A 20,987-nucleotide genomic window follows, 5' to 3' on the forward strand; every position below is an offset into this window, starting at 1 on the left:
GAGTCGAAAATGGACAGAGAAACAGAAAGAGAAATTACAAGATTAGTTAATAAAGAGGTGGAAACAGCTATCAAAAAGTTTGAATATTCACTGGATAAACAGCTAGATAAAATCGTGCGAATGATAAGTGACAGTGAGAAAAGTATCCGTAAAGATGTCGAATATCAAATCCGAAAAGAACATGACAATATGATAAGAGAAATAGAAAAGAGGATGAGGAAATGAGAATTTATATTGTAAGTATATTTTTATTTTTGAGTTTAGGAAACTTTTTGGCGGCATCAAACAGTAATTCGAAAATTTTTAAAACAACCCCTGATGAGCTTGATCAAATGTTTAGCGAAAATGAACTTTTTGCTAATGAAAAATTAGATGGAAAATCAGTAGAGATAACAGGAGTTATTGCGTCAATTGGGAAAAGTATGGGCAAACCATATGTTGAATTTAAATTAAGTAATAGTTTCCTTGTAGCAGTTATGTTTGTAGAAATTTCTGAAATAAACTCTCTAACGAATCTAAGAAAAGGCCAAACTACATCCTTAATTTGTGAAAAAATATCTTATTTTATGTTTCCAACAGGAGAAAATTGCACCATTAAGAGGAGTAAATAAATGGATACTTTAATCCTTGTAATTATTTTAGGATATTTTTTTCCCACGATTATTTCTCTGCTGAGGCGACATAATGTTGGAGGTGTATTGATTATCAATTTCCTGTTGGGTTGGTCTGTGATTGGATGGATAATTTCCTTGATAATGGCGTGTGGAAGTCAGTCTAAGACTGTAATTATAAATAATAATTCTAAAAAGGAGAAAGAATGACCATCACAGAGCTTATAAAAGAAGTGCTTCAAATGAGTGATTACCCTCTTACAGCAGCAGAAATATGGGATGTAGCCTGTCAAAAAGGTCTAGATAAAAAATTAAGTCAAATTAGCCCCGATCCTGTTGCAGAGATTTCTATATACACTACCAAAAATACAAATGACTTTATTCAATATAAATTCAAGCCATCTAAATTTTGGCTGGTTTCAAAAGGTGACTGCAGTGTTTCACTACCTTTTTTACTGCTAGAAGTGATAGAAAATAAAAAATCTGATTTTCCTACGAAAGCTCTGAAAAATGCTGCAGATTTTTTTCAAGAATTGTTTGATTTAAGAGAGGGGGCTTTGTCTTTAAAGATCAAACCCATTGAGAAAAAGCCATTTGAAGTTCCAAAAAAATCTCTAGTAACTGGGAGGCTTCTAGCTATATTTTTTGGATATCTTGGGTTAGGCTCTTTTTATGCAGAGCGATATGTAGAAGGGTTTGTTCAGCTTTTTTTATTCATCTCTTTTCCGGTTTTATGGATTTTTGTAAGTTTTTTTGGGTTCAATTTAGGCGATTTATGGATTCAAGATATTTGTTGGATATGGATTTTTAGTGTACCTATTTGGTGGATATATAGTATTTTTTTAATATCTCGCTATGTTCAAAACTACAATTTGATATGGGAGAGTAAATGGAAGGATTATGAGGATACATTAATCAAGGATTGGAATGTTAAGCGTGAAGAAATGAATTTTTTAGGTCTAAAGCACCTTGAAAAAATGCATATTTTATTTAGTAAAGTTATTCCTATAGTAAAAACGATAGATGAACTTCCCGTGAAGATGGAGGTTTTGGCTGGAATTTGTCAGGGATTAATTGATATTGTCGCAGAAGAACAGGCTCGAATGCTAGATGAAATAGAAGCTGAGAATGAAAGGCTACAAGCCCAAAGAGAAGCAGAAGAAGAAGCCCAAAGAATAGAAGAAGAAAGAGAGGATATTGCTAATAGGGCAGCAGAAAAAATTGCACCTCAAATGCAATATATGTTTGAAAAACAACAGATGGAAAGTAACAAAAAAATAGAAGAACTAAAAAGAGAAGTAAAGAGTGCGAAAAGACATACTGATGTGGGAATAGGTGTCGGAGTGGCAAATTTATTAAAACAAATCAACAAAAAATAACTAAATATTAAGGAATTAAAATGAACATTACACTGATAGAAGAACTAGCGAGAAAAATTCAATATGAAGATTTCAGAAGCTCTATGATAAGAAAAGAAGCACAAACTAGAACATCACTCATAGATAGAATGCTAGAAGCACTCGGTTATGATGTAAGAGATCATGAAGTGTGTTCTATCGAAGATAATGCAGCTTTTAGAAAACAAGGCGGACAAAAAGTCGATTATTCATTATTTAAAAATGGTAATTTGGTCGCGATTGTCGAAGCCAAAGCTTTTGAAACTAGTTTGGAAAACTCTACCATCACAAGTAAGCTTAGCGATTATTTTAAAAATAAAAAACTTGATGAAAAACAAAATTGTAGATTTTTTGCTATGCTGAGTAATGGGCTTGAATATCGATTTTTCGCGGATTTAAATAAAGAAAATCTATTAGATACAGAGCCATTTTTTATTTTTAATCTCAAAGATTACACTTCCCAAGATTTAAAAACACTCCAGATGTTTTCTTATGACAAAATAGATCGCGAAAAGGTATGGGAGTGGGGCAAGATACTTAGAGCCATAGAAAATAATGTTATCAATCTAAGCCCTGATTTTGCAAAATTTGTTATTGAAAAATCTCTACTGACAAATCAAAAGAAGACTGAAAAATTGGTTCAAGAATATATACCAGAAATTAAAAAAGCCTTCGAATATGTGAATTCTAAAATCTATAAAAATCAATCTATAGAAAGCAAACCCCATAAAACTTCAAAACCTGATGAAAACCTTAACCCTATTCAAAAAGGAAAAGTCCAGGCTTTTTGGGAAAAATCCATCATTGAGGCACTTTCTTCAAGTTCTCAAGCACTAAAAGCAGAAGAGATATGGGAAAAAATCCAAGCAAAATACCCCAAAGAACAAATCCCTACCACAAACTCCAACCCAGTTAAAAGAGTTTCAGAGCAATGCCTTTATAAGATCGAAAATATCAAAGCTATAGGCAAAAATCCTTCAAAATTCATCTTGAAGACAACTAGCTGGACAGAAGAAGAAATCCTAGAAAGATACAATAGCGATATTGTAAAATTGTATCAAGACATCAAAACAGACATAATGAAACTAGGAAATGTGAATATAAATCCTACAAAACCTTACATCAGCTTCAAGATCAATGATAAAAACTTCGTCGGTTTGATTTTGCAACAAAGTAAAATCCGCGTATTTTTCACTCCTAGAGTGAGTGAATTTAATGATCCTGCTAAAAGACTCATAGATACTTCTGCTAAAAATACAGGAAATGGAAATACAGAGTTTAATTATGAAACCTCAGAAGACAAAGACTATCTTCTATCTCTCATCAGGCAATCTTATCAAATCAGATCATAATCTTTTGTGCCTTGTTTAGCTTTATAATCCCACATTTTTTCTACTCTGCTCAAAACTTATCATTCCAAACTCTCTGCCCATAGAGATTTGAGAGGGGATTTGATGGTATTTTTGATCTCTAATGAGTGTTTTTATCGCAGGAGTTGCAATGAGTATCTCAACAATCGCTTGCAGCTTTCCGTTAGGGAGGCTTAGCAATTCTTGAGAGACAATAGCTTCCAAACTTGTAGAGAGTTCAAGTGCAATTTCTGCACGTGATTCTCCAAAGCTATTGATAATTCTTGAGAGTGTGCCTGTAGCATCTGTAGAATGCGTGGTTGCTACAACAAGATGACCTAGCTGACTGGCTAGAAGAGCTGTTTTGATGGATTCGCTATCTCTTAATTCTCCGATGAATATAATATCAGGATCTTGACGCAGTGCTGATTTGATAGCAGAGGCGAAATCTCGAGTGTCTTTGCCAATCTCGCGATGAGAAAAAAAGCTTTTTATATTTTTGTGCAGATATTCTATAGGATCTTCGATACAGATGATATGTCTGCAAAAGTTTTGATTCACATATTCAAGTGCTGAAGCAATAGTGGTGGATTTGCCACTGCCTGTAGCACCGCTAACTAATATTAGTCCACTTGTTTTGCTAAAAACATCTTTAATGATGGCAGGGAGGGAGAGTGTTTCAATATCTGGAATCTTTTCAGATAAGATACGAAAACTCATTGAAGGTAGAGTATTGCTCAGGTAGAAGTTCGTTCGCAATCTTCTGCCTTCATAGGATATACTAATATCTTTTTCTTCACCTGTTTTAATAGAGTGTATTTCTTCTGGAGTAAGAAGTTCTTGCATAAATCTTTCAATATTTTCTAGTCTTATCTTTGCAGGAACAATTTGTGTGCAAATCCTGAAAAAAACTTCCCCATCTCCCATTATATGGATATCTGAAGCATTTAGATTTAATGCATTAGATAAAATATCGCTAAACTCAATGCTATTATAGTTTTTCATTTTCTTTCCAAAGATTTTTAGTTAGATGATAAGCAATAAAGGCGACCACACAAAATATAATAGTACCATAGATGGCTACGCGTTGTTCTTTGTCAAAATACGCCCCTATGATTGATACAACACATCCAATAACACCGAGTATCTGAATACCTGGAGTAAAAGGTGTTTTATATGGTAAATCTTCAAGTTTTTTACCTTGTGCAAGATACCATTTTCTGAATTTGTATTGAGAAATACTTACACTTACCCACACAAGCATCATTGCTAGAGAGCTTACAGCAATGAGGTTATTGATAACACTTTTTGCCGGAGAGACTGCAGTAAGTAATGCTAATAAGGATACGAGCATAGAGAACATAAGCCCATTGATTGGAATACCATTTTTATTTACCCGTGCAAAAAAATGCGGTAACATTTTTTTCTCAGCCAATCCCCAAATCATTCGTGCAGAAGCATAAACACCAGAATTAGCCGTAGAAAGTAATGCAGAAATAAGAATAAAGTTCATTATATCGCTTACATAAGGTATGTTGAATATTTGTAGAACATCTACAAAAGGACTTTGAGTAATGGTTGCATTATCCATTGGTAAAAAGGTTGCTATGATAAAAACCGATCCAACAAAAAAGATAATCAAACGCCATAAGGTCGCATTGATAGCCATTGGTACGGCTTTTGCAGGGTTTTTAGTTTCACCTACGGCTACTCCCATCACCTCTGTGCCTGTGAAGGCAAAATTTACAGCCAAAATAGTCATAAATACAGCTGTGATACCATTTGGAAAAAATCCAGTGTAATTTTCAGTATGGAAATAAAAGTTTGAGAATGTCTGAGCAAAACCATTTTCATACAAATGATAAAACAACATCGCAACTCCAAATACAAGAAACAAAACAACAGCAATCACTTTGATAAGAGAGAGAGTGAATTCACTCTCTGCAAATATTTTGACTCGATAGACATTGAAAGAAAAAACACCAATAATACATATAATCACCCAAATATAAGTGGGAATATGAGGAAACCATTTTTGCATCAAAAATCCCACCGCAATAAATTCTATTCCCACAGTTGTTGTCCAATTTAGCCAGTAGAGCCAAAAAACCATATATCCTGCAGATGGAGATATAAACTTATCGGCATAGTCCCCAAAACTCCCCGTATTTGGAAAATAAGAGCTTAGTTCTCCTAATGAAAGCATAATGCTATATACAATCACAGAGGCTACACAATAGGCAATAACTGTCCCTAAGGGTCCTGCCATATGAAGACTTTGTCCTGTACCTACAAATAACCCCGTCCCCATTGCTCCGCCAAAAGCGATCATAATTAGATGCCGTGCTTTTAGATCTCTAGCGAATGAATTACCTTCTTTCATAAAATATCCCCCTTTGTATTTTATAGACAATATATATTTTTAAATCAAAATTCAACAAAAAAGACGAGGTTTTTTTAAGTTGAATATTTTTTATTTGTGCAGAAATGTAGCATTTTTACACTTTTACACAAATATCATAGAGTTATCAATTATTTTTATCAAATTTTTAAGAGAAAATGAAATATCGTGCTAAGATATATTAAATAACAAAAATTAAGGATGGACATAATGGACCAGCTAGTTTCTAAATCTCTTCAGTTAGCCGAAGAGCTACAACACAAAATCACCGAGCATATTTCTTCCACAGAAAAGTCATTTCACAAAAAAATGCAGAAACTTTTGGAAAATCCTAAAAATAAAGTAATGTTAATAGAATTACTCGATCGAAGTTTTCGATGTTTTGACAACTCTGCAAGGTTTAATGAAATTGAATACATACTAGGAAAATATGGAATTGCAGATTTTTTCTCTGCATATGAGAAATTCCTCTTGTTAGCGTTTTTGTCCGCAGGAAAATTGGCCCCAAATATGAGCGTTCCTTTCTTTGTTAATTACATCCGAAATGATACAAAAGCGATGGTTTTAGACGAAGAAAGATCTAAGCTTGATGCACATATCATCAAAAGAAAAGGTCAGAATATTACTTTAAATGTCAATCTTATTGGCGAAGAAGTACTTGGTGAGGCAGAATCTTTATATCGAATGCATAAATACGAAGATGCTCTTAGATCTGAGCACATTGAGTATATTTCTATTAAAATCACAACGATTTTTTCTCAAATCAATATTATTGATTTTGAATATTCAAAATCTGAAGTGGTTAAAAGACTAGATGAACTCTATAGTATCGCTCAAGAATCAGAGAAAAAACATGGCAAGAAAAAATTCATCAACCTAGATATGGAGGAATTCAGAGATCTAGAACTCACTGTGAGTGCTTTCATGGAATCTGTTTCAAAATTTGATATTGATGCAGGGATTGTTCTTCAGGCCTATATCCCAGATTCTTTGAGATATTTAGAAAAGCTCCATGCATTTTCAAAAGAGAGAGTAAAATCGGGCAAACCTGCTATTAAGATTCGATTTGTAAAAGGTGCAAATATGGAATCAGAAGAGACCATTGCTTCTCAAAAAGGTTGGGAGCTTCCAACATTCTCAAGAAAAATAGACACAGATTCTAACTACAATAAAATGCTTAATTTTGTTCTTGAAGGTGATAATTATAAATATATAAGAATAGGTATCGCATCTCACAATTTATTTGAGATCGCTTATGCTTATACAAGAGTTTATGATAAGGGGGCACAAGAGTCCTTTACATTTGAAATGCTAGAAGGAATGAGCTTACAAGCTTCTTATGAACTTAGCAAAATGCACAAATTGATTCTTTACGCACCGGTGTGTAATGATGAGCATTTCAACAATGCGATTGCCTATTTGGTGCGAAGACTTGATGAGAATACAAGTGAAGACAATTTTATGAGATATTTCTTTAACCTCAAAGTAGGATCAAAAAACTGGGAAACTCAAAAACAGCTTTTCTTAGATTCGCTAGAAAATATAAACAAGCTTGACAATTCCACCCACAGAACTCAGAATCGTTTGGCTCCACAAAGTGGTAAAAGCACCTATGATCACAAGGAATTTACAAACGAAAGCGACACAGATTTTATTTTGTCTGCAAATAGAGATTGGGCACAACAAATCAAATCTAAGTTCCAAAATCTACCACATTTAGAAATTTATCCTATTGCGGGTGAAAAAATAGAAAATGCTAGTATGCAAAAAACAGAGGTTTTTGACCATATTCAAAACAAAAAAATCGCTACCATTGCTCTTGCAAATGAAGAGGCTATCCAAAAGGCACTTGAGGTTGCGAAAGAAGATAGAAGCGGGTTCTCAAAAATGGATCATAAGGATATTCATAAGCTTATCTCTCAAGTGGCTCAAAAAGTTCGAGAGAGAAGAGGAGATCTTATCGGTATAGCAGCATTAGAAGTGGGGAAAACTTATGCAGAAACCGATCCTGAAGTCAGCGAAGCTATTGACTTTTTGGAATTCTATCCTTATAGCCTTAGAACATTAAAAGAGCAAAATCCAAATACTCATTTCACTCCTAAGGGTATCGGTGTAGTTATCGCTCCTTGGAACTTTCCTGTAGGTATATCTATCGGTACTATCGCCGCACCTTTGGCAGCAGGAAACCGAGTGATTTATAAGCCTTCTAGCTTATCAAGTGTTACAGGATATATGTTGTGTGAATGTTTCTGGGATGCAGGTATTCCAAGAGATGCACTTATCTATCTTCCTGCAAAAGGATCAGATATTAGCAAACATTTGCTCAAAGATAAATCTGTATGTTTTTCAGTTCTAACAGGTGGAGAGGATACTGCATATAAAATGCTAGAAGCCAATCCAGCACTTTTGCTTTCTGCAGAAACAGGTGGAAAAAATGCTACGATTGTGAGCAAAATGGCAGACAGAGATCAAGCTATCAAAAATATTATTCATTCAGCTTTCAGCAACTCTGGTCAAAAATGTTCAGCAACATCGCTTTTGGTATTAGAAAAAGAAGTTTATGAAGATGAAAACTTTAAAAAGACTTTGATAGATGCAACAAAGAGCATGGCGGTAGGAGATCCTTTTGTGCTTAAGAATAAAATAGGAACTTTGGCAGATAAAGTCAATGATAAAGTTCAAAAAGCTATTGATACAAAAGAAAGCTATGAAGAGTGGGCTATTGCTCCAAGTTATGAAAATAACAATCCATACTTGATGAAACCCGCTATTAAATATGGCACAAAAGAAGGTGATTATACTCACAAGACCGAACTTTTTGTGCCTATTCTCTCTGTAATGTGTGCAAGAGATCTTAAACACGCTATATCTATAGTGAATTCCACAGGCTACGGTCTGACAAGTGCTTTGGAATCTCTTGATGAGCGTGAGTGGAGCGAATGGATTGAAAATATCGAAGCTGGAAATCTTTATATCAATAAATCTACTACAGGTGCAATTGTCTTGAGGCAACCATTTGGTGGAATAAAAAAATCAGCGATTGGTTTTGGTAGAAAAGTAGGAATATTTAATTACATCACCCAATTCTTGGACGTTTCTCAAAAAGATAGTGATAATAATCTCTTAGATACTCCTATTGCCACAAGACTTGAAATTCTTGCACAAAGTGGTGTTAGTGCAGGAGAAATCAAAGATATCGCCGATATGGCAAAAAGCTACGCTTACCACAACAAACATGAGTTTGAAACCAAAAAAGACTATGTTAATATCCGTGGTGAAGACAATCTATTCTCTTATACAAAAGTAAAATCCATTGGATATCGTATCAGCAGTAGCGATACCCTCAAAGATATAATGGGAGTTATTATTGGGGCAAATACCTGTAAGATTCCTCTTGTTTTGAGTATAGATTCAAGAGAAGCAAATCCTCATTTTGCCATAGTTGAAAAAAATCTATCTAAGCTTGGCTTAAATGCACAGATTCGTTATGAAAGCGACAAGGAATTTGCAGAAAAAATCTCAGAGTTTGGTAGAGTAAGATATTTTGCTACGCCAGATAGAGAAAATCCGATCTATAAAGCTTCTGCAATCAATGCAATCATAATTGCTTCTGCAAAACCGCTTATCAATGGTCGGTTTGAGTTGCTATATTATCACTTAGAAAAATCTGTTAGTATTTCTTATCATAGATACGGAAATCTTGGTGCGAGAGCTTTGAAAAAAGACTAAAATAAAAGGATAGTGATGGCTCAAGAAACGGTTGTTTTAAGTTTTCCTATTATTACGACTTTTGTCGTATATGCTTTATTGATGCTTTATATTGGATTTTATTTTTATAGGCAAAATGAAACAACAGAGGATTATTTTTTAGGCAATCGAACAATGGGTCCTTTTATCAGTGCTCTTTCTGCTGGAGCATCAGATATGAGCGGGTGGCTTTTGATGGGCTTACCTGGTGCATTGTATGTTGGGGGTCTTTCTCAAAGTTACATTGCTATCGGGCTTAGTGTGGGTGCTTTTATAAATTGGGCATTAGTGGCTAAAAGATTGCGAGTATATACCAGCGTGATTGCAAACTCTATCACGATCCCAGATTATTTTGAGACAAGATTTTCTGATGATAAACATATCTTGAGGCTGATTTCAGCATTTGTTATCTTAGTATTTTTTACGATTTATATTTCTTCAGGATTAGTTGGTGGCGGGAAGCTTTTTGAAGCAACATTTGGCATTCAATATAGTTATGCTTTAGTCATAGGTACAGTCATTATTGTGGCTTATACCTTTTTTGGAGGATATAAGGCAGTTTGTTGGACAGATTTGATACAGGGTCTTTTAATGATGGGGGCACTTGTGGTTGTTCCATGTGTGATGCTCTATCATCTAGGAGGAATGAGCGAGGCTGTGTCTTTGGTTTCTAATATAAAGCCAGAAGCTTTATCTTTTGGAAACGGCGTAGGTGCTATCTCTATTATATCTTCTCTTGCTTGGGGCTTAGGTTATTTTGGTCAGCCACATATTTTGGTTCGTTTTATGTCTATAAAATCTACCAAAGATATTCCTACAGCTACAGTAGTTGGAATATCTTGGATGGTTATTAGTCTTATCGGCGCTTGCACGATGGGATTTTTGGGCATTGCTTATGTAGTAAAATTTGATTTGACCTTGAGTGATCCTGAAAAAATCTTTATTGTGATGAGTCAGTTACTTTTCAACCCTTGGATTGCTGGGATTTTACTCAGTGCTATTTTGGCAGCTATTATGAGTACAGCGAGTTCGCAACTTCTAGTTTCTTCATCTACAATTGCCGAAGATTTTTACAAAAAAGTATTTAACAAAAATGCTCCACCAAAATTAGTGATGATTTTTTCTCGTATCGCAGTTCTCTTGGTAGCTTGTGTCGCATTTTTTATTTCTACTGATAAAAACTCTAGCGTTTTAAATATCGTTGCTTATGCTTGGGCAGGATTTGGAGCTAGTTTTGGTAGCGTGATTGTTTTTTCACTTTTTTGGTCTAGGATGACTCGAATGGGTGCTATTGCCGGAATGGCTGTAGGGGCTGTAGTGGTTGTAGTATATAAAAATTTCTTCATTCAGTATTTTGGAATATATGAGATCATTCCTGGATTTTTGTGTGCTAGTATTGCTATTGTCTTAGTGAGTCTTTTGCAGCCAGTGAGAGTAGGAACAAAAGAAGCTTTTGATACAATGCTAAGAGAGATTTATCGCAATTAATTGACCAAGAGTAGCTCAAAGGGAGTTGCCATTATGAGAGCATTGATGTTTTTATCTATGATGTTATGGGGACTTACATGGACAGCTTCAAAAGTGATGGTGGATCAACAAGTCGATCCACTTCAAATCGTCTCTATCAAGTGTGGCATTGTTACATTGAGTTTTTTGCCATTCATGTTTTATCTTAAGATACCTTTTTCAATTCCCAAAAGTGCTATTTTGCCCACTCTTTTAATAGGGGTTTTTAATACTGTTTATAATTATTTGCTTTTAGCTGGTTTGCATTATGGAGAAGCTGGTAGTGCGGGAGTGATTGCAGAGGTTTTGTCTCCTATTTTTGCGACTTTTATTTGGAGTGCTATTAAAAAAAACTCGCTTTTAAGGAATGAGAAGATAGGACTTTTTTTAGGAATTGTTTCCGGAGCTTTTCTAGTTGATATTACTAATTACAATTCATTGCTCTCACCTTTTAATGCTATTTATGTATTAGCAGCATTGATGTGGGCATCGCTCACAATAAGTTCCAGATATGCTACAGAAAATTCCCATCCTATTGTCATTAATTTTTATAGCTCTGTATTTCCTTTTGTGATTTTTTTACCTTCTTTGTTTTTTACAGATACCCATTCTTTGGGTAATGTGGATTATAAGTTTTGGCTTTGTATGTTTAGCGTGACGATACTATCGACGACTTTTGCTACGACAATCTTCTATAAGGGTATCAAAGTTTTAGGTGTGACACAAGGCGGAATTTTTGTTCTACTTGTGCCACTTGGAGCGTTACTGTTTGCTTGGATATTTTTAGGAGAGATACCTCAAATTCATACTGTAATTGGAGGCTTGATAGCTTTAGTCGCAATTTATCTTATCAATTTTTATCTTCCAACACGTATGAAGAGCTACAATAAATCATAATTACTTTTTAAAACAAGACTTATGCGAAACTCTGTAGCTCTATTTGCACTTTAGAGAGCTTTTCTTCACATTCTTTGAGACTTTCTTTGTTGTTAGCTAGAACTTCAATAGGAGCATTTTGAAGAAATTTTTCATTGCTTAACATGCCTTTTAGCTTTAAGATTTCTTTTTCTAGTTTTTCTTTTTGTCCTTTAAGACGTTTTAAAATAGGGGCAGTATCAATACCTTCTAAGCTCAAATAGCTTTTGCAGTATTCGCTCACATCACAGACTGATTTTTGTGGTTTTTTATCTACAATAAGGACCTCTTGCACTTTTGCTAGTTTGGCTATGAATTTGATAAATAAATCTAAATTATCGATTTTTTTGTTTTCATTGAGCTCTATATAGACCTTTGAGATTAGCTTATTTCCAATATCAAGAGTCATTTTCGCTCTTCTGATAGAGACAATAGCATCTTGAATAATATTAAACTCATTTTCAATAATGTTATCTTGAAGTGTTTCCTCAGGATATGGAGCTATCATAATTGATGAAGAATTTTCTATAGAGGTGCTATTTAGCCTATGCCACAAATCTTCAGTTATAAAAGGCATGTAGGGGTGTAAGAGTTTCAAAGATTCTTTTAATACACTTCCAAGTTCATAAATTGAAGGTTTATCTGCTTTTGATAATTCAATAAACCAGTCGCAAAACTCACCCCACAAAAAACGATACAAAATATTTGCTCCATCATTAAAACGATAAGAGTCAATAGCGGTTCTGATTTCTTTGGTTGTGCAGTTTAATCTTGATTTGGCATATATGCCTAGTGGGGTTTTAAAATCTTGGAGTTTTTCTTTGGTTTCAAACCCTTTTTTTAACCCTTCTTCTCCTGATAGTTGTTCTAAATACATCATCAAAAAATTTACCGCGTTAAAGAGCTTGTTAGCAAAATTTTTAGATATCTCCAAGCTAGAACTTGAAAGTCTAATATCTCTACCTTGAGCACACAGCATTGCCAAAGTAAAGCGTACAGAATCTGCTCCGTACTCTTTTATAATCTCCAAGGGGTCGATGACATTGCCTTTGGATTTGCTCATCTTTTGACCATTTTCATCACGTACTAGGGCGTGGAGATAGATGTCTTTAAAAGGAAGCTTTCCTAGTAGAGATTCTCCACTTAAGAGCATTCTAGCTACCCAAAAAAATAAAATATCAAATCCTGTGATAAGTAAAGAGTTTGGATAAAATTCATCTAAGTCATCTTTTTGCCATTTTTCACCCTCCATCCAGGTATTATTGCCCCATCCAAGTGTGCTAAAAGCCCATAACCCAGAGCTGAACCAAGTATCTAGCACATCAGGATCTTGAGAGATATTTTTGCTAGAACACTTTGGGCAACAATCAACAGAATCTGACTCACTCGCAAATGTATGCGAACACTCGCAAGTCCAAACAGGAATCCGATGTCCCCACCAAAGCTGCCTAGAAATACACCAATCTTTGAGATCTCTCATCCATGCATTATAGTTGTTTTTCCATTGCGAGGGATAAAATAATGCAAGATCATTATGGATTTTTTCTATAGCTCCTTTGGCAACTTCTGCTTTAACAAACCATTGTTTTGATATATATGGCTCTATTGTATTGCCACATCGGTAGCATTTGCCAACTTGATTGATATAATCTTCTATTTTTTCTACATAGCCTTTTTTGTCTAATTTTTCCACGATTTTTTCTCGTGCTTGTAGCCTTTCAAGTCCTTGAAATTCTCTAGCATTTTCATTTAGAAAACCATTTTTATCAAATACAACAATAAAATCTAAATGATGTCTTTTGCCCACTTCATAGTCATTTATATCATGGGCTGGAGTAACCTTCACGCAACCTGTTCCAAAGCTCATATCCACATATTCATCAGCAATGATAGGGATTTCTTTATTAATAATAGGCAAAAGTACCTTTTTCCCTACAAGATGCTTATAGCGTTCATCGCTGGGATGTACCATTACAGCAGTATCTCCAAAATAAGTCTCTGGACGCGTAGTGGCCACTATAAGATATTCATTACAATCTTTGATAGGATATTTGAGATGATAGAGTTTTCCTTGATTTTCTTCGTACTCTACTTCAATATCAGATAGTGCTCCATCATGAGTACACCAATTGACCATATAGTTGTCCTGAACAATGAGACCTTTTTCATACCAAGTGACAAAAGCTTTTTTGACAGCATTTTGAAGCCCCTCATCCATTGTGAATCTTGCCCTAGACCAAGCAGGAGTAATACCCAAATGCTCCATTTGAAAAAATATTTGTCCCCCGCTTTTTTCCTTCCATTCCCAGACTTTTTTTACAAATGCTTCTCTGCCCAACTCTTCTTTTTTGATTCCTTCGGCTAGAAGCTGTTTTTCTACGATGTTTTGAGTGGCGATACCTGCATGATCTAAGCCGGGCTGATAGAGTGTTTTATACCCATCCATTCGCTTGTATCGACTGATAATATCTTGAAGAGTGAGGGTAAGTGCGTGACCGATGTGCAAAACTCCTGTTACATTTGGAGGGGGCATCATTATGGCAAATTTTTTACCTTCTTTTTGGATTTTTTTGTTTCCATCTATTTCAAAATATCCTCTTTCTTTGCAGATTTTATAGACTTGAGATTCTATATCTTTAGGTTGGTAGGATTTGGGTGCTGAATCATTGTTCATTAGGATTCCTTAAAATATGGTATAAGTTTTGCTTTTTGAATTATACAAAAAAGCTAATAATTACAGGAGAAAATATGCTTTATGATTTAAAAGCACCGATTTTAGGTTTTGAAAATATTACACAGGTTGAATTCGAAAAGATTGATGATATGTTTAGCAAAATCAGTAGTCTTGATGGTTCATTTAATATGGCGTTGGTAAACCCCTATATGCTTAGAGAGTATTCTTTTAGTATTCCAAAGTATGTAGAGTTGCTTTTGGAGCTTGACAAAGACTCTCAAGTGGAGGTTTATTGTGTTGTAGTGTTACAAAAAGAATTATCAGATTCAATGGTTAATTTCTTAGCTCCTTTGATATTCAATCCTAGCAACAAAACAGCTGCACAGATAGCACTTTCGATTATGGATTATCCAGATTTTGGATTCAGAGATACGCTCAAGTCTTTTGCTACTACCGAACTAGGGGCTTAAGCATTCATAAATCAAATCCTTGATAAAATTTTAAGCAAACTTAAAGATACAAGGGTTTGCTATGAATATCGTTATCACAGGTGGTGGAACAGGTGGTCATCTAGCAATTGCTAGAGCATTGGGAGAAGAATTCAAATCTTTAGGCAACAAGGTTATCTATATCGGCTCTACTAGTGGGCAAGATAGGGATTGGTTTGCTCAAAATGATCTATTTGAAAAATGCTACTTTCTGGATACCACGGGCGTTGTGAACAAAAAAGGCTTAGGTCTTATCGTTTCTTTATGGAAGCAACTAATCGCCACTCTTAAAGCAAAAAAAATTTTCAAACTTCATAAAATTCATAGCGTTGTTAGTGTTGGTGGTTTTTCTGCAGGACCTGCATCTATAGCGACTATAGGGAGTAAAATTCCACTTTTTATCCACGAACAAAATGCTATCAAAGGTACCTTAAATAAATATCTCTCCAAGTACTCAAAGGCTACATTTGGGAGTTTTTCCCTTATAGAAGATGGTTATATCAAGACTTTTTATCCTCTTAGAAGTGATTTTTTTGCACGAGCTAGAGTGAGAAAGGAGCTTAAATGTGTAATTTTTTTAGGAGGTTCACAAGGTGCTAGTGCGTTGAATGATTTTGCCTTGCTTGTAGCAAAAACATTGTTAGAAAAAGGAATAAGGATTATCCATCAATGCGGAGAAAATGATTTTAAACGCGTCAAAAACATCTACAAGACACTAGACATTCTTGATTTTATAGATCTCTTTGCTTTTGATAAAGAACTAGTAAATAAAATCATAGAAGCTGATATGTGTATAAGTAGAGCTGGAGCTAGTAGCGTATGGGAACTTGCGGCAAATGGATTACCTACACTCTATGTACCCTATCCATATGCCACAGGAGATCATCAATATCACAATGCCCTAGAATTTACAAAAGAGGAGCTAGGAAAGGTCGTGCGTCAAAATGAACTCTCTCCTGAAGTGTTGTTTGAATTTATGAGCGAACTTGAAAGCCTGGATGAAAATGGTATCATCAAGCTAAAAGATATCAGTGCAAGATTGCAGAGTAAAATCTCTCAAGGCGGAGCGATGCAGATAGCAAAAGAAGTGATTGAAAGAAGTAATAGATAGTATTTAAATTTAGTCAATAAAAAGACAGATATTTTAGAGTTAATATTCTCTTTATAGAAATTTTTTGTATTACATTCTGTGTGATCGCATAAGAATACCAAATGGAGAGCTTATTATGCAATCATAAAGTCACCTCTTCTTAAAAGATTTTACTAATTAGATAAAGAGTATTTCAAAAGGTGATATTTTAGATCGCATTACATATGATGAATGCGTTTTTCTTTCCGATAAACTGAAATAGTGATTTTTGAAAATTGATTCATAAAGAAGGATTACAATAGGCGGAAAGAATATTTTGGAGATGATGATGTTAAGCACTCAAGAGAGAATAAAGTGGCATGAGTTTCAGAGGATTTGGAACAAAGAAGAAGTGCAGAAAATGACTTTGCAGGATTATCACACAGCAGGAGCAAAAGAACGCAATTTCGCTTGGTGGATAGAATTCAATCTAAAGACCTTGGGAGATATAAGAGGAGGAGAATCTATCAAATATGGGATTTATAACAAATCAAAAGCCAAATTTGATATATCAAGAGAAAATGATTCTTTGTACGATAAGGATGGATATGTTTGGTATAAAAAATATGGAGACACAAAAGATGAGGCATTTGATACTATTAAAAACGCTATTCTCAAAATCATTGAATGTGTGGAGAGAAATGAAATAAGTGACATTGATTTGATTGATTGTGGATGGAATACATATAAGTGGAAGATAGCTTTTTGTTATCAAAAAATAAAAGATTCACAAATAGTGAATCCGCAAATATTCCCTATCTATAAGGAAGAAATATTAAGAAAAATTATAGAAAAAGAGTGCAAAAGAGATCCAAAAGAATTGACAATACCTAAGATGTATGAAATTATCATTGATCAAAAACCTAAGAATATCAATGATATTTTTGACTGGGATTTATGGAAAGAATATGGGAACAAAAAAACTGATGAAAAATCAGCAAATAATGATGATATATCCAGTGAAACTTCAAGGATTTCTTTAAATCAAATTTTATACGGACCTCCTGGAACAGGAAAAACTTATCATGCAATTGATGAGGCACTTAAGATTTTGGACTGTAAGTTAGATGATTCACGAGAAGATAAGAAAAAAAAATTTAAAGATTTTGTAGAACAAGGTCAAATCGAATTTATAACTTTCCATCAGAACTATGGTTATGAGGAATTTATAGAGGGCATAAAACCTATAGTTGATGAGCCAGTTAGAGATAATGAGGGCAATGAAATTCAAGAGAGTGTAAAATATAAAGTGCAAGACGGGGTTTTTAAGAGAATTTGTAATAAAGCGGTAGATAATTACGAAAGTGTTAAGAATAACTGGACATATGTTTATAATGATTCAGATTTAGATGATTTGATCCGGAGCTTTATGAAAGAATTGAGAACCAGGATTAAAGAAAAAGATGGAGTGCCACTTTATATAGGTGATTTTTCTGTAGAAGTTGTTTTTTTAAACCCTGATGATGTTGTATTTGGAAACTCTAATCAATGGCTCACTTCTCAGATATTAAAAAGAGATTATCAGGATTTTAGAAATGGAATCATTAAAGAATCCAATGATATTAAACGGCTTATAAAAAATGAAAAACATCCTTATGCTAGTAGTTATCTTGATATATATAAAAGTCTTCAAAAGTTTGAAGAAGAGCGTCCTGAACTCTCTAAAAACAATAAAAGATTTGAAGAAATTAAACCTTACATTCTCATCATTGATGAAATCAATCGAGGAAATATTTCTAAGATTTTTGGTGAACTCATCACTCTTATAGAGCCTAGTAAAAGACTTGGAAAAACTGAAGAGCTGACCTTGACCTTGCCTTATAGTGGAGAGTCTTTTGGGGTGCCTAGCAATCTCTATATCATTGGTACGATGAATACTGCTGATAGGAGTATTGCTCTTATGGACACAGCTCTTCGCAGAAGATTTGATTTTATCGAGATGATGCCTAGTTATGAAAATTTAGAACGAAACATAGAGGATGAAAAAATAAATCTTGCACGAATGCTTGAAGCTATAAATAAACGTATTGAGTTTCTCTATGATAGAGAGCACACCATCGGTCATGCATTTTTTATCGATGTAAAAACATTAGATGAACTCAAAAAAGTATTTCAAAACAAAATCATTCCTTTATTGCAAGAGTATTTTTATGAAGACTATGCCAAAATCAATGCGGTTTTAAATGGCAATGAAATGGTAAAAAAAGATAAAGATAAATATCAAAAGATTTTTTCAAATCGAGAGGCTATTAAAAATTTAGATTTGGAGGACAAAGACAGCTATAAAATCACCGACTTTAATGAAGATGTTTGGAACAAATCTTTGACTTATAAAAAAATTTACGAAGAGCCTAATAATACAAAAAATGAACAATCAAATTAGCCCAAAAAATACTTTGCAAATCATCGAATGGCAGAAATTTGACCAAGAGGATATAAAAAGTAAAATTGATGGTGAAAACATTGAAGCAAAAGCAGAGAGAATCTTCAATGAGCTTAGAGATTTTGCTTCCTATGAAAATAACCGTTTTTTTCTCGCAATAGATAAAAGAGGCAAAGCCCTCAGGGCTCAAAATTATGTTGGGCTTATCCAGACTAAAAGCGGCTTTTGTTTAGAGATTTTGCCCAAGATTTATGATGAGGATTTATCAAAAATAGAGTCAGAAAAAGTAAAAAAGCTTGAAACAACAAAAAACCTCCTTGTTGAAATGTTGAAAACACTCAAAAATTTTCCTGCCAAAACTTCCAATCTTTCAAATCTAAGCACTTCAAAAACCTCGCTTTTGGAAATCTTTATTCAGATGTTTTTGAGCGAACTCACAGCACTTATAAAAAAAGGTATCAAGTCAAACTACCACTCTATAGAAAAAAATCGCTTTTATCTAAAAGGCAAACTTCTATTCTCGCAAAACATCAAGCACAATCTCGCCCATCAAGAGAGATTTTATACTCGTGCTGATGAATACACTCCAGATATCCCGCAAAATCGGCTGATAAAAAGCACACTAGAGTTATTCTCAAAAATGCCCCTAAGCTTAAAAACTCAAGGTCTTTTGCGGGAATGCCGTTTTGTCTTTGATGATATGCCTATTAGCAAAAATATTGATAAGGATTTCAGCTCTTGTCATAGCGATAGATCACTCAAGCATTACGAAAATATTCTCCTTTGGTGTAAGGTGTTTTTGAAAAGAGAGAATTTCACTCCCTATGCTGGAAATAGTGAGGCTATGGCACTTTTGTTTGACATGAATCATCTTTTTGAATCTTATATTGCCTATCATTTCAAGCGATATTCTCATGGATGGAATATTCGTATTCAGGACAGAGGAAAATATTTACTACAAAACAATCAAAAGAATTTTTGTGCCTTGTGTCCAGATATTGTAGCAACAAAAGGAGAAGCAGAAACTATTATTTTAGATACCAAATGGAAAAAGATAAGTAAGCAAACAGACATTTCAGCATCTGATGTCTATCAGATGTGGGCGTATGTGAGTAAATATAAAAGCAATAAAGTGATTCTAATTTATCCTAAAGTGGGCGATTTTCAAGGAGAAAAAGAATTTACTTTCAAACCAGAAAATTCACAAAACATTTGTTTAGAGATTATTTTTGTTGATTTGCCTTTGGAAAACGAGAAAACCAAAATCGAAGAATTTTTTAAACGCTTTAAAAACACCTAATATTAGGCAAAAACTCTAAAAAATTGAATAAATTTGCCATATCAATCAAATATGATATAATCTTATACATAATGACAAGAAGGTAGTAATGGTAAAGATAGATTTTCAAAATTTATTGATGTTAGCACCTTTGGCAGGTTACACGGACTTGCCCTTTCGATCTGTGGTGAAGAAATTTGGCGTGGATATCACAGTAAGTGAGATGATAAGCTCTCATGCCCTTGCATACTCGAGTGCAAAAACAAAGAAAATGATCGAAAAATCCCCCTTAGAAAATCCTTATTCTGTGCAATTAGCAGGATCAAAAGAAGAAATCCTCAAAGAAGCCGTGCAGGTTTTAAATGATGTGCAAGGAATCGATATCATTGATTTTAATTGTGGTTGTCCTGCTCCAAAAGTTGCCAATCATGGAAATGGGAGTGGATTATTAAAAGAACTCCCTCATCTAGTAAAAATGCTCAATATTATCAAAGATAATACCAATAAACCCTATACAAGTGTGAAGGTTAGACTTGGATTTGATAAAAAAATCCCTTTAGAAATAGCAAACGCACTCATAGATGCCCCTGTAGATTTTATAGTTGTGCATGGTAGAACGCGTAGCGATGGCTATAAAAAAGACAAGATAGATTATGAGAGTATTGCTCAAATGAAGAAAATCTTAAAAGTCCCAGTCATTGCAAATGGGGAAGTTACAAGTCTTCAAAAGGCAAAAGAGGTGCTGAAAATAACAGGAGCAAATGGCTTGATGATAGGTCGTGCAGCTTTGAGTTCACCATGGATATTTTGGCAGATTAAAAATAATACTGATGAACTTCCTCCTGTGATAAAAAAAGAACTTGTACTTGAACATTTTGATAGAATGGTCGATTTCTATGGAGATAGAGGTGTGGTGATGTTTCGTAAAAATCTCCACGCTTATGCTAAAGGGCATAGCGGGGCGAGCGAGTTTCGCACAAAGGTAAATTCAATGACTTGTGCAAAACAGATGCGTGAAGGGATTGATGAGTTTTTTGATAATGGCATTATCAGGGGTGATTTACCTGTGATTGTAGAGCTAAATAAAAAAAGCGTATAAAAGGAAAAA

16 protein-coding genes are annotated in these 20,987 nt (G+C 34.3%); 13 read left to right on the top strand and 3 right to left on the bottom strand.

All coding sequences use genetic code 11. From position 1 onward, the window contains the following. Positions 1-9: 9 nt before the first annotated feature. From Q5I06_RS00220 to Q5I06_RS00235, 5 genes are read left to right on the top strand one after another with little or no spacing between them, the layout of a single operon-like run. The gene (locus Q5I06_RS00220) at positions 10-225 is read left to right on the top strand and encodes a hypothetical protein (protein WP_305516189.1); all 216 of its coding nucleotides are present in this window, start codon (positions 10-12) and stop codon (positions 223-225) included. Beyond that, positions 222-611 carry an OB-fold protein gene (locus tag Q5I06_RS00225; protein ID WP_305516190.1) on the top strand — a complete coding sequence of 130 codons (390 nt, stop codon included), beginning with the start codon at positions 222-224 and terminating at the stop codon, positions 609-611. Before Q5I06_RS00220 ends, Q5I06_RS00225 begins: the two co-directional genes overlap by 4 nt. Next, complete coding sequence (locus Q5I06_RS08710; RefSeq protein ID WP_370690896.1) at positions 612-821, top strand: superinfection immunity protein; 210 nt, start codon at positions 612-614, stop codon at positions 819-821. It begins immediately after the preceding gene. Next, entirely contained in the window at positions 818-1,990 is a 1,173-nt protein-coding gene (locus Q5I06_RS00230) for an NINE protein (RefSeq protein WP_305516191.1), read from the top strand. The genes Q5I06_RS08710 and Q5I06_RS00230 overlap by 4 nt, the downstream gene beginning before the upstream one ends. Before the next feature lie 20 nt (positions 1,991-2,010). Next, positions 2,011-3,360, top strand: a complete 1,350-nt coding sequence (locus tag Q5I06_RS00235) for a type I restriction endonuclease (protein ID WP_305520899.1) — start codon at positions 2,011-2,013, stop codon at positions 3,358-3,360. A 21-nt stretch (positions 3,361-3,381) separates the two neighbouring features. On the opposite strand, the gene Q5I06_RS00240 is transcribed toward Q5I06_RS00235, so the two are convergent. Both Q5I06_RS00240 and Q5I06_RS00245 read right to left on the bottom strand, forming a co-directional pair. Next, positions 3,382-4,362: a type IV pilus twitching motility protein PilT gene (locus tag Q5I06_RS00240; RefSeq protein ID WP_305516193.1), complete on the bottom strand. Its 981-nt coding sequence runs from the start codon at positions 4,360-4,362 to the stop codon at positions 3,382-3,384. Next, positions 4,349-5,740, bottom strand: coding sequence for an amino acid permease (locus Q5I06_RS00245; RefSeq protein WP_305516194.1), 1,392 nt, complete (start codon positions 5,738-5,740; stop codon positions 4,349-4,351). The genes Q5I06_RS00240 and Q5I06_RS00245 overlap by 14 nt, the downstream gene beginning before the upstream one ends. A 228-nt stretch (positions 5,741-5,968) precedes the next feature. Here Q5I06_RS00245 and Q5I06_RS00250 point away from each other — a divergent pair, with 228 nt between their 5' ends. From Q5I06_RS00250 to Q5I06_RS00260, 3 genes are read left to right on the top strand one after another with little or no spacing between them, the layout of a single operon-like run. Beyond that, positions 5,969-9,487 (top strand): proline dehydrogenase family protein, encoded by a 3,519-nt coding sequence (locus Q5I06_RS00250; protein ID WP_305516195.1) that lies wholly within the window; start codon positions 5,969-5,971, stop codon positions 9,485-9,487. A 15-nt stretch (positions 9,488-9,502) separates the two neighbouring features. Then, entirely contained in the window at positions 9,503-10,993 is a 1,491-nt protein-coding gene (putP, locus tag Q5I06_RS00255) for a sodium/proline symporter PutP (protein WP_305516196.1), read from the top strand. A gap of 33 nt (positions 10,994-11,026) precedes the next feature. Further along, positions 11,027-11,908 (top strand): DMT family transporter, encoded by an 882-nt coding sequence (locus tag Q5I06_RS00260; protein ID WP_305516197.1) that lies wholly within the window; start codon positions 11,027-11,029, stop codon positions 11,906-11,908. A gap of 19 nt (positions 11,909-11,927) precedes the next feature. Here Q5I06_RS00260 and Q5I06_RS00265 read toward each other — a convergent pair whose 3' ends face one another. Next, positions 11,928-14,600 carry a valine--tRNA ligase gene (locus tag Q5I06_RS00265; RefSeq protein ID WP_305516198.1) on the bottom strand — a complete coding sequence of 891 codons (2,673 nt, stop codon included), beginning with the start codon at positions 14,598-14,600 and terminating at the stop codon, positions 11,928-11,930. Between the two features lie 74 nt (positions 14,601-14,674). On the opposite strand from Q5I06_RS00265, the gene fliW reads away from it, so the two are divergent. The 5 genes from fliW to Q5I06_RS00290 all read left to right on the top strand — a co-directional run bounded on the left by fliW (position 14,675) and on the right by Q5I06_RS00290 (position 20,978). Further along, positions 14,675-15,070 carry a flagellar assembly protein FliW gene (gene fliW, locus Q5I06_RS00270; protein ID WP_305516200.1) on the top strand — a complete coding sequence of 132 codons (396 nt, stop codon included), beginning with the start codon at positions 14,675-14,677 and terminating at the stop codon, positions 15,068-15,070. A gap of 61 nt (positions 15,071-15,131) precedes the next feature. Next, positions 15,132-16,199 (top strand): undecaprenyldiphospho-muramoylpentapeptide beta-N-acetylglucosaminyltransferase, encoded by a 1,068-nt coding sequence (gene murG, locus Q5I06_RS00275; protein ID WP_305516201.1) that lies wholly within the window; start codon positions 15,132-15,134, stop codon positions 16,197-16,199. A 307-nt stretch (positions 16,200-16,506) separates the two neighbouring features. Further along, on the top strand, positions 16,507-18,600 hold the full coding sequence (locus Q5I06_RS00280; protein WP_305516202.1) for an McrB family protein: 2,094 nt from the start codon (positions 16,507-16,509) through the stop codon (positions 18,598-18,600). Further along, positions 18,584-19,900, top strand: coding sequence for an McrC family protein (locus tag Q5I06_RS00285; protein ID WP_305516203.1), 1,317 nt, complete (start codon positions 18,584-18,586; stop codon positions 19,898-19,900). The genes Q5I06_RS00280 and Q5I06_RS00285 overlap by 17 nt, the downstream gene beginning before the upstream one ends. 97 nt (positions 19,901-19,997) lie before the next feature. Then, positions 19,998-20,978: a tRNA dihydrouridine synthase gene (locus tag Q5I06_RS00290; RefSeq protein ID WP_305516402.1), complete on the top strand. Its 981-nt coding sequence runs from the start codon at positions 19,998-20,000 to the stop codon at positions 20,976-20,978. The last annotated feature ends 9 nt before the right edge of the window (positions 20,979-20,987 follow it).

This window comes from Helicobacter cappadocius (assembly GCF_030688855.1).
Taxonomy (GTDB): domain Bacteria; phylum Campylobacterota; class Campylobacteria; order Campylobacterales; family Helicobacteraceae; genus Helicobacter_J; species Helicobacter_J cappadocius.

Excerpts from the sequence above, each read along its gene's own strand:
- Q5I06_RS00220 (WP_305516189.1), top strand. The coding sequence starts at position 10 with ATGGACAGAGAAACAGAAAGAGAAATTACAAGATTAGTTAATAAAGAG.
- Q5I06_RS00225 (WP_305516190.1), top strand. The coding sequence starts at position 222 with ATGAGAATTTATATTGTAAGTATATTTTTATTTTTGAGTTTAGGAAAC.
- Q5I06_RS08710 (WP_370690896.1), top strand. The coding sequence starts at position 612 with ATGGATACTTTAATCCTTGTAATTATTTTAGGATATTTTTTTCCCACG.
- Q5I06_RS00230 (WP_305516191.1), top strand. The coding sequence starts at position 818 with ATGACCATCACAGAGCTTATAAAAGAAGTGCTTCAAATGAGTGATTAC.
- Q5I06_RS00235 (WP_305520899.1), top strand. The coding sequence starts at position 2,011 with ATGAACATTACACTGATAGAAGAACTAGCGAGAAAAATTCAATATGAA.
- Q5I06_RS00240 (WP_305516193.1), bottom strand. The coding sequence starts at position 4,362 with ATGAAAAACTATAATAGCATTGAGTTTAGCGATATTTTATCTAATGCA.
- Q5I06_RS00245 (WP_305516194.1), bottom strand. The coding sequence starts at position 5,740 with ATGAAAGAAGGTAATTCATTCGCTAGAGATCTAAAAGCACGGCATCTA.
- Q5I06_RS00250 (WP_305516195.1), top strand. The coding sequence starts at position 5,969 with ATGGACCAGCTAGTTTCTAAATCTCTTCAGTTAGCCGAAGAGCTACAA.
- putP (WP_305516196.1), top strand. The coding sequence starts at position 9,503 with ATGGCTCAAGAAACGGTTGTTTTAAGTTTTCCTATTATTACGACTTTT.
- Q5I06_RS00260 (WP_305516197.1), top strand. The coding sequence starts at position 11,027 with ATGAGAGCATTGATGTTTTTATCTATGATGTTATGGGGACTTACATGG.
- Q5I06_RS00265 (WP_305516198.1), bottom strand. The coding sequence starts at position 14,600 with ATGAACAATGATTCAGCACCCAAATCCTACCAACCTAAAGATATAGAA.
- fliW (WP_305516200.1), top strand. The coding sequence starts at position 14,675 with ATGCTTTATGATTTAAAAGCACCGATTTTAGGTTTTGAAAATATTACA.
- murG (WP_305516201.1), top strand. The coding sequence starts at position 15,132 with ATGAATATCGTTATCACAGGTGGTGGAACAGGTGGTCATCTAGCAATT.
- Q5I06_RS00280 (WP_305516202.1), top strand. The coding sequence starts at position 16,507 with ATGTTAAGCACTCAAGAGAGAATAAAGTGGCATGAGTTTCAGAGGATT.
- Q5I06_RS00285 (WP_305516203.1), top strand. The coding sequence starts at position 18,584 with ATGAACAATCAAATTAGCCCAAAAAATACTTTGCAAATCATCGAATGG.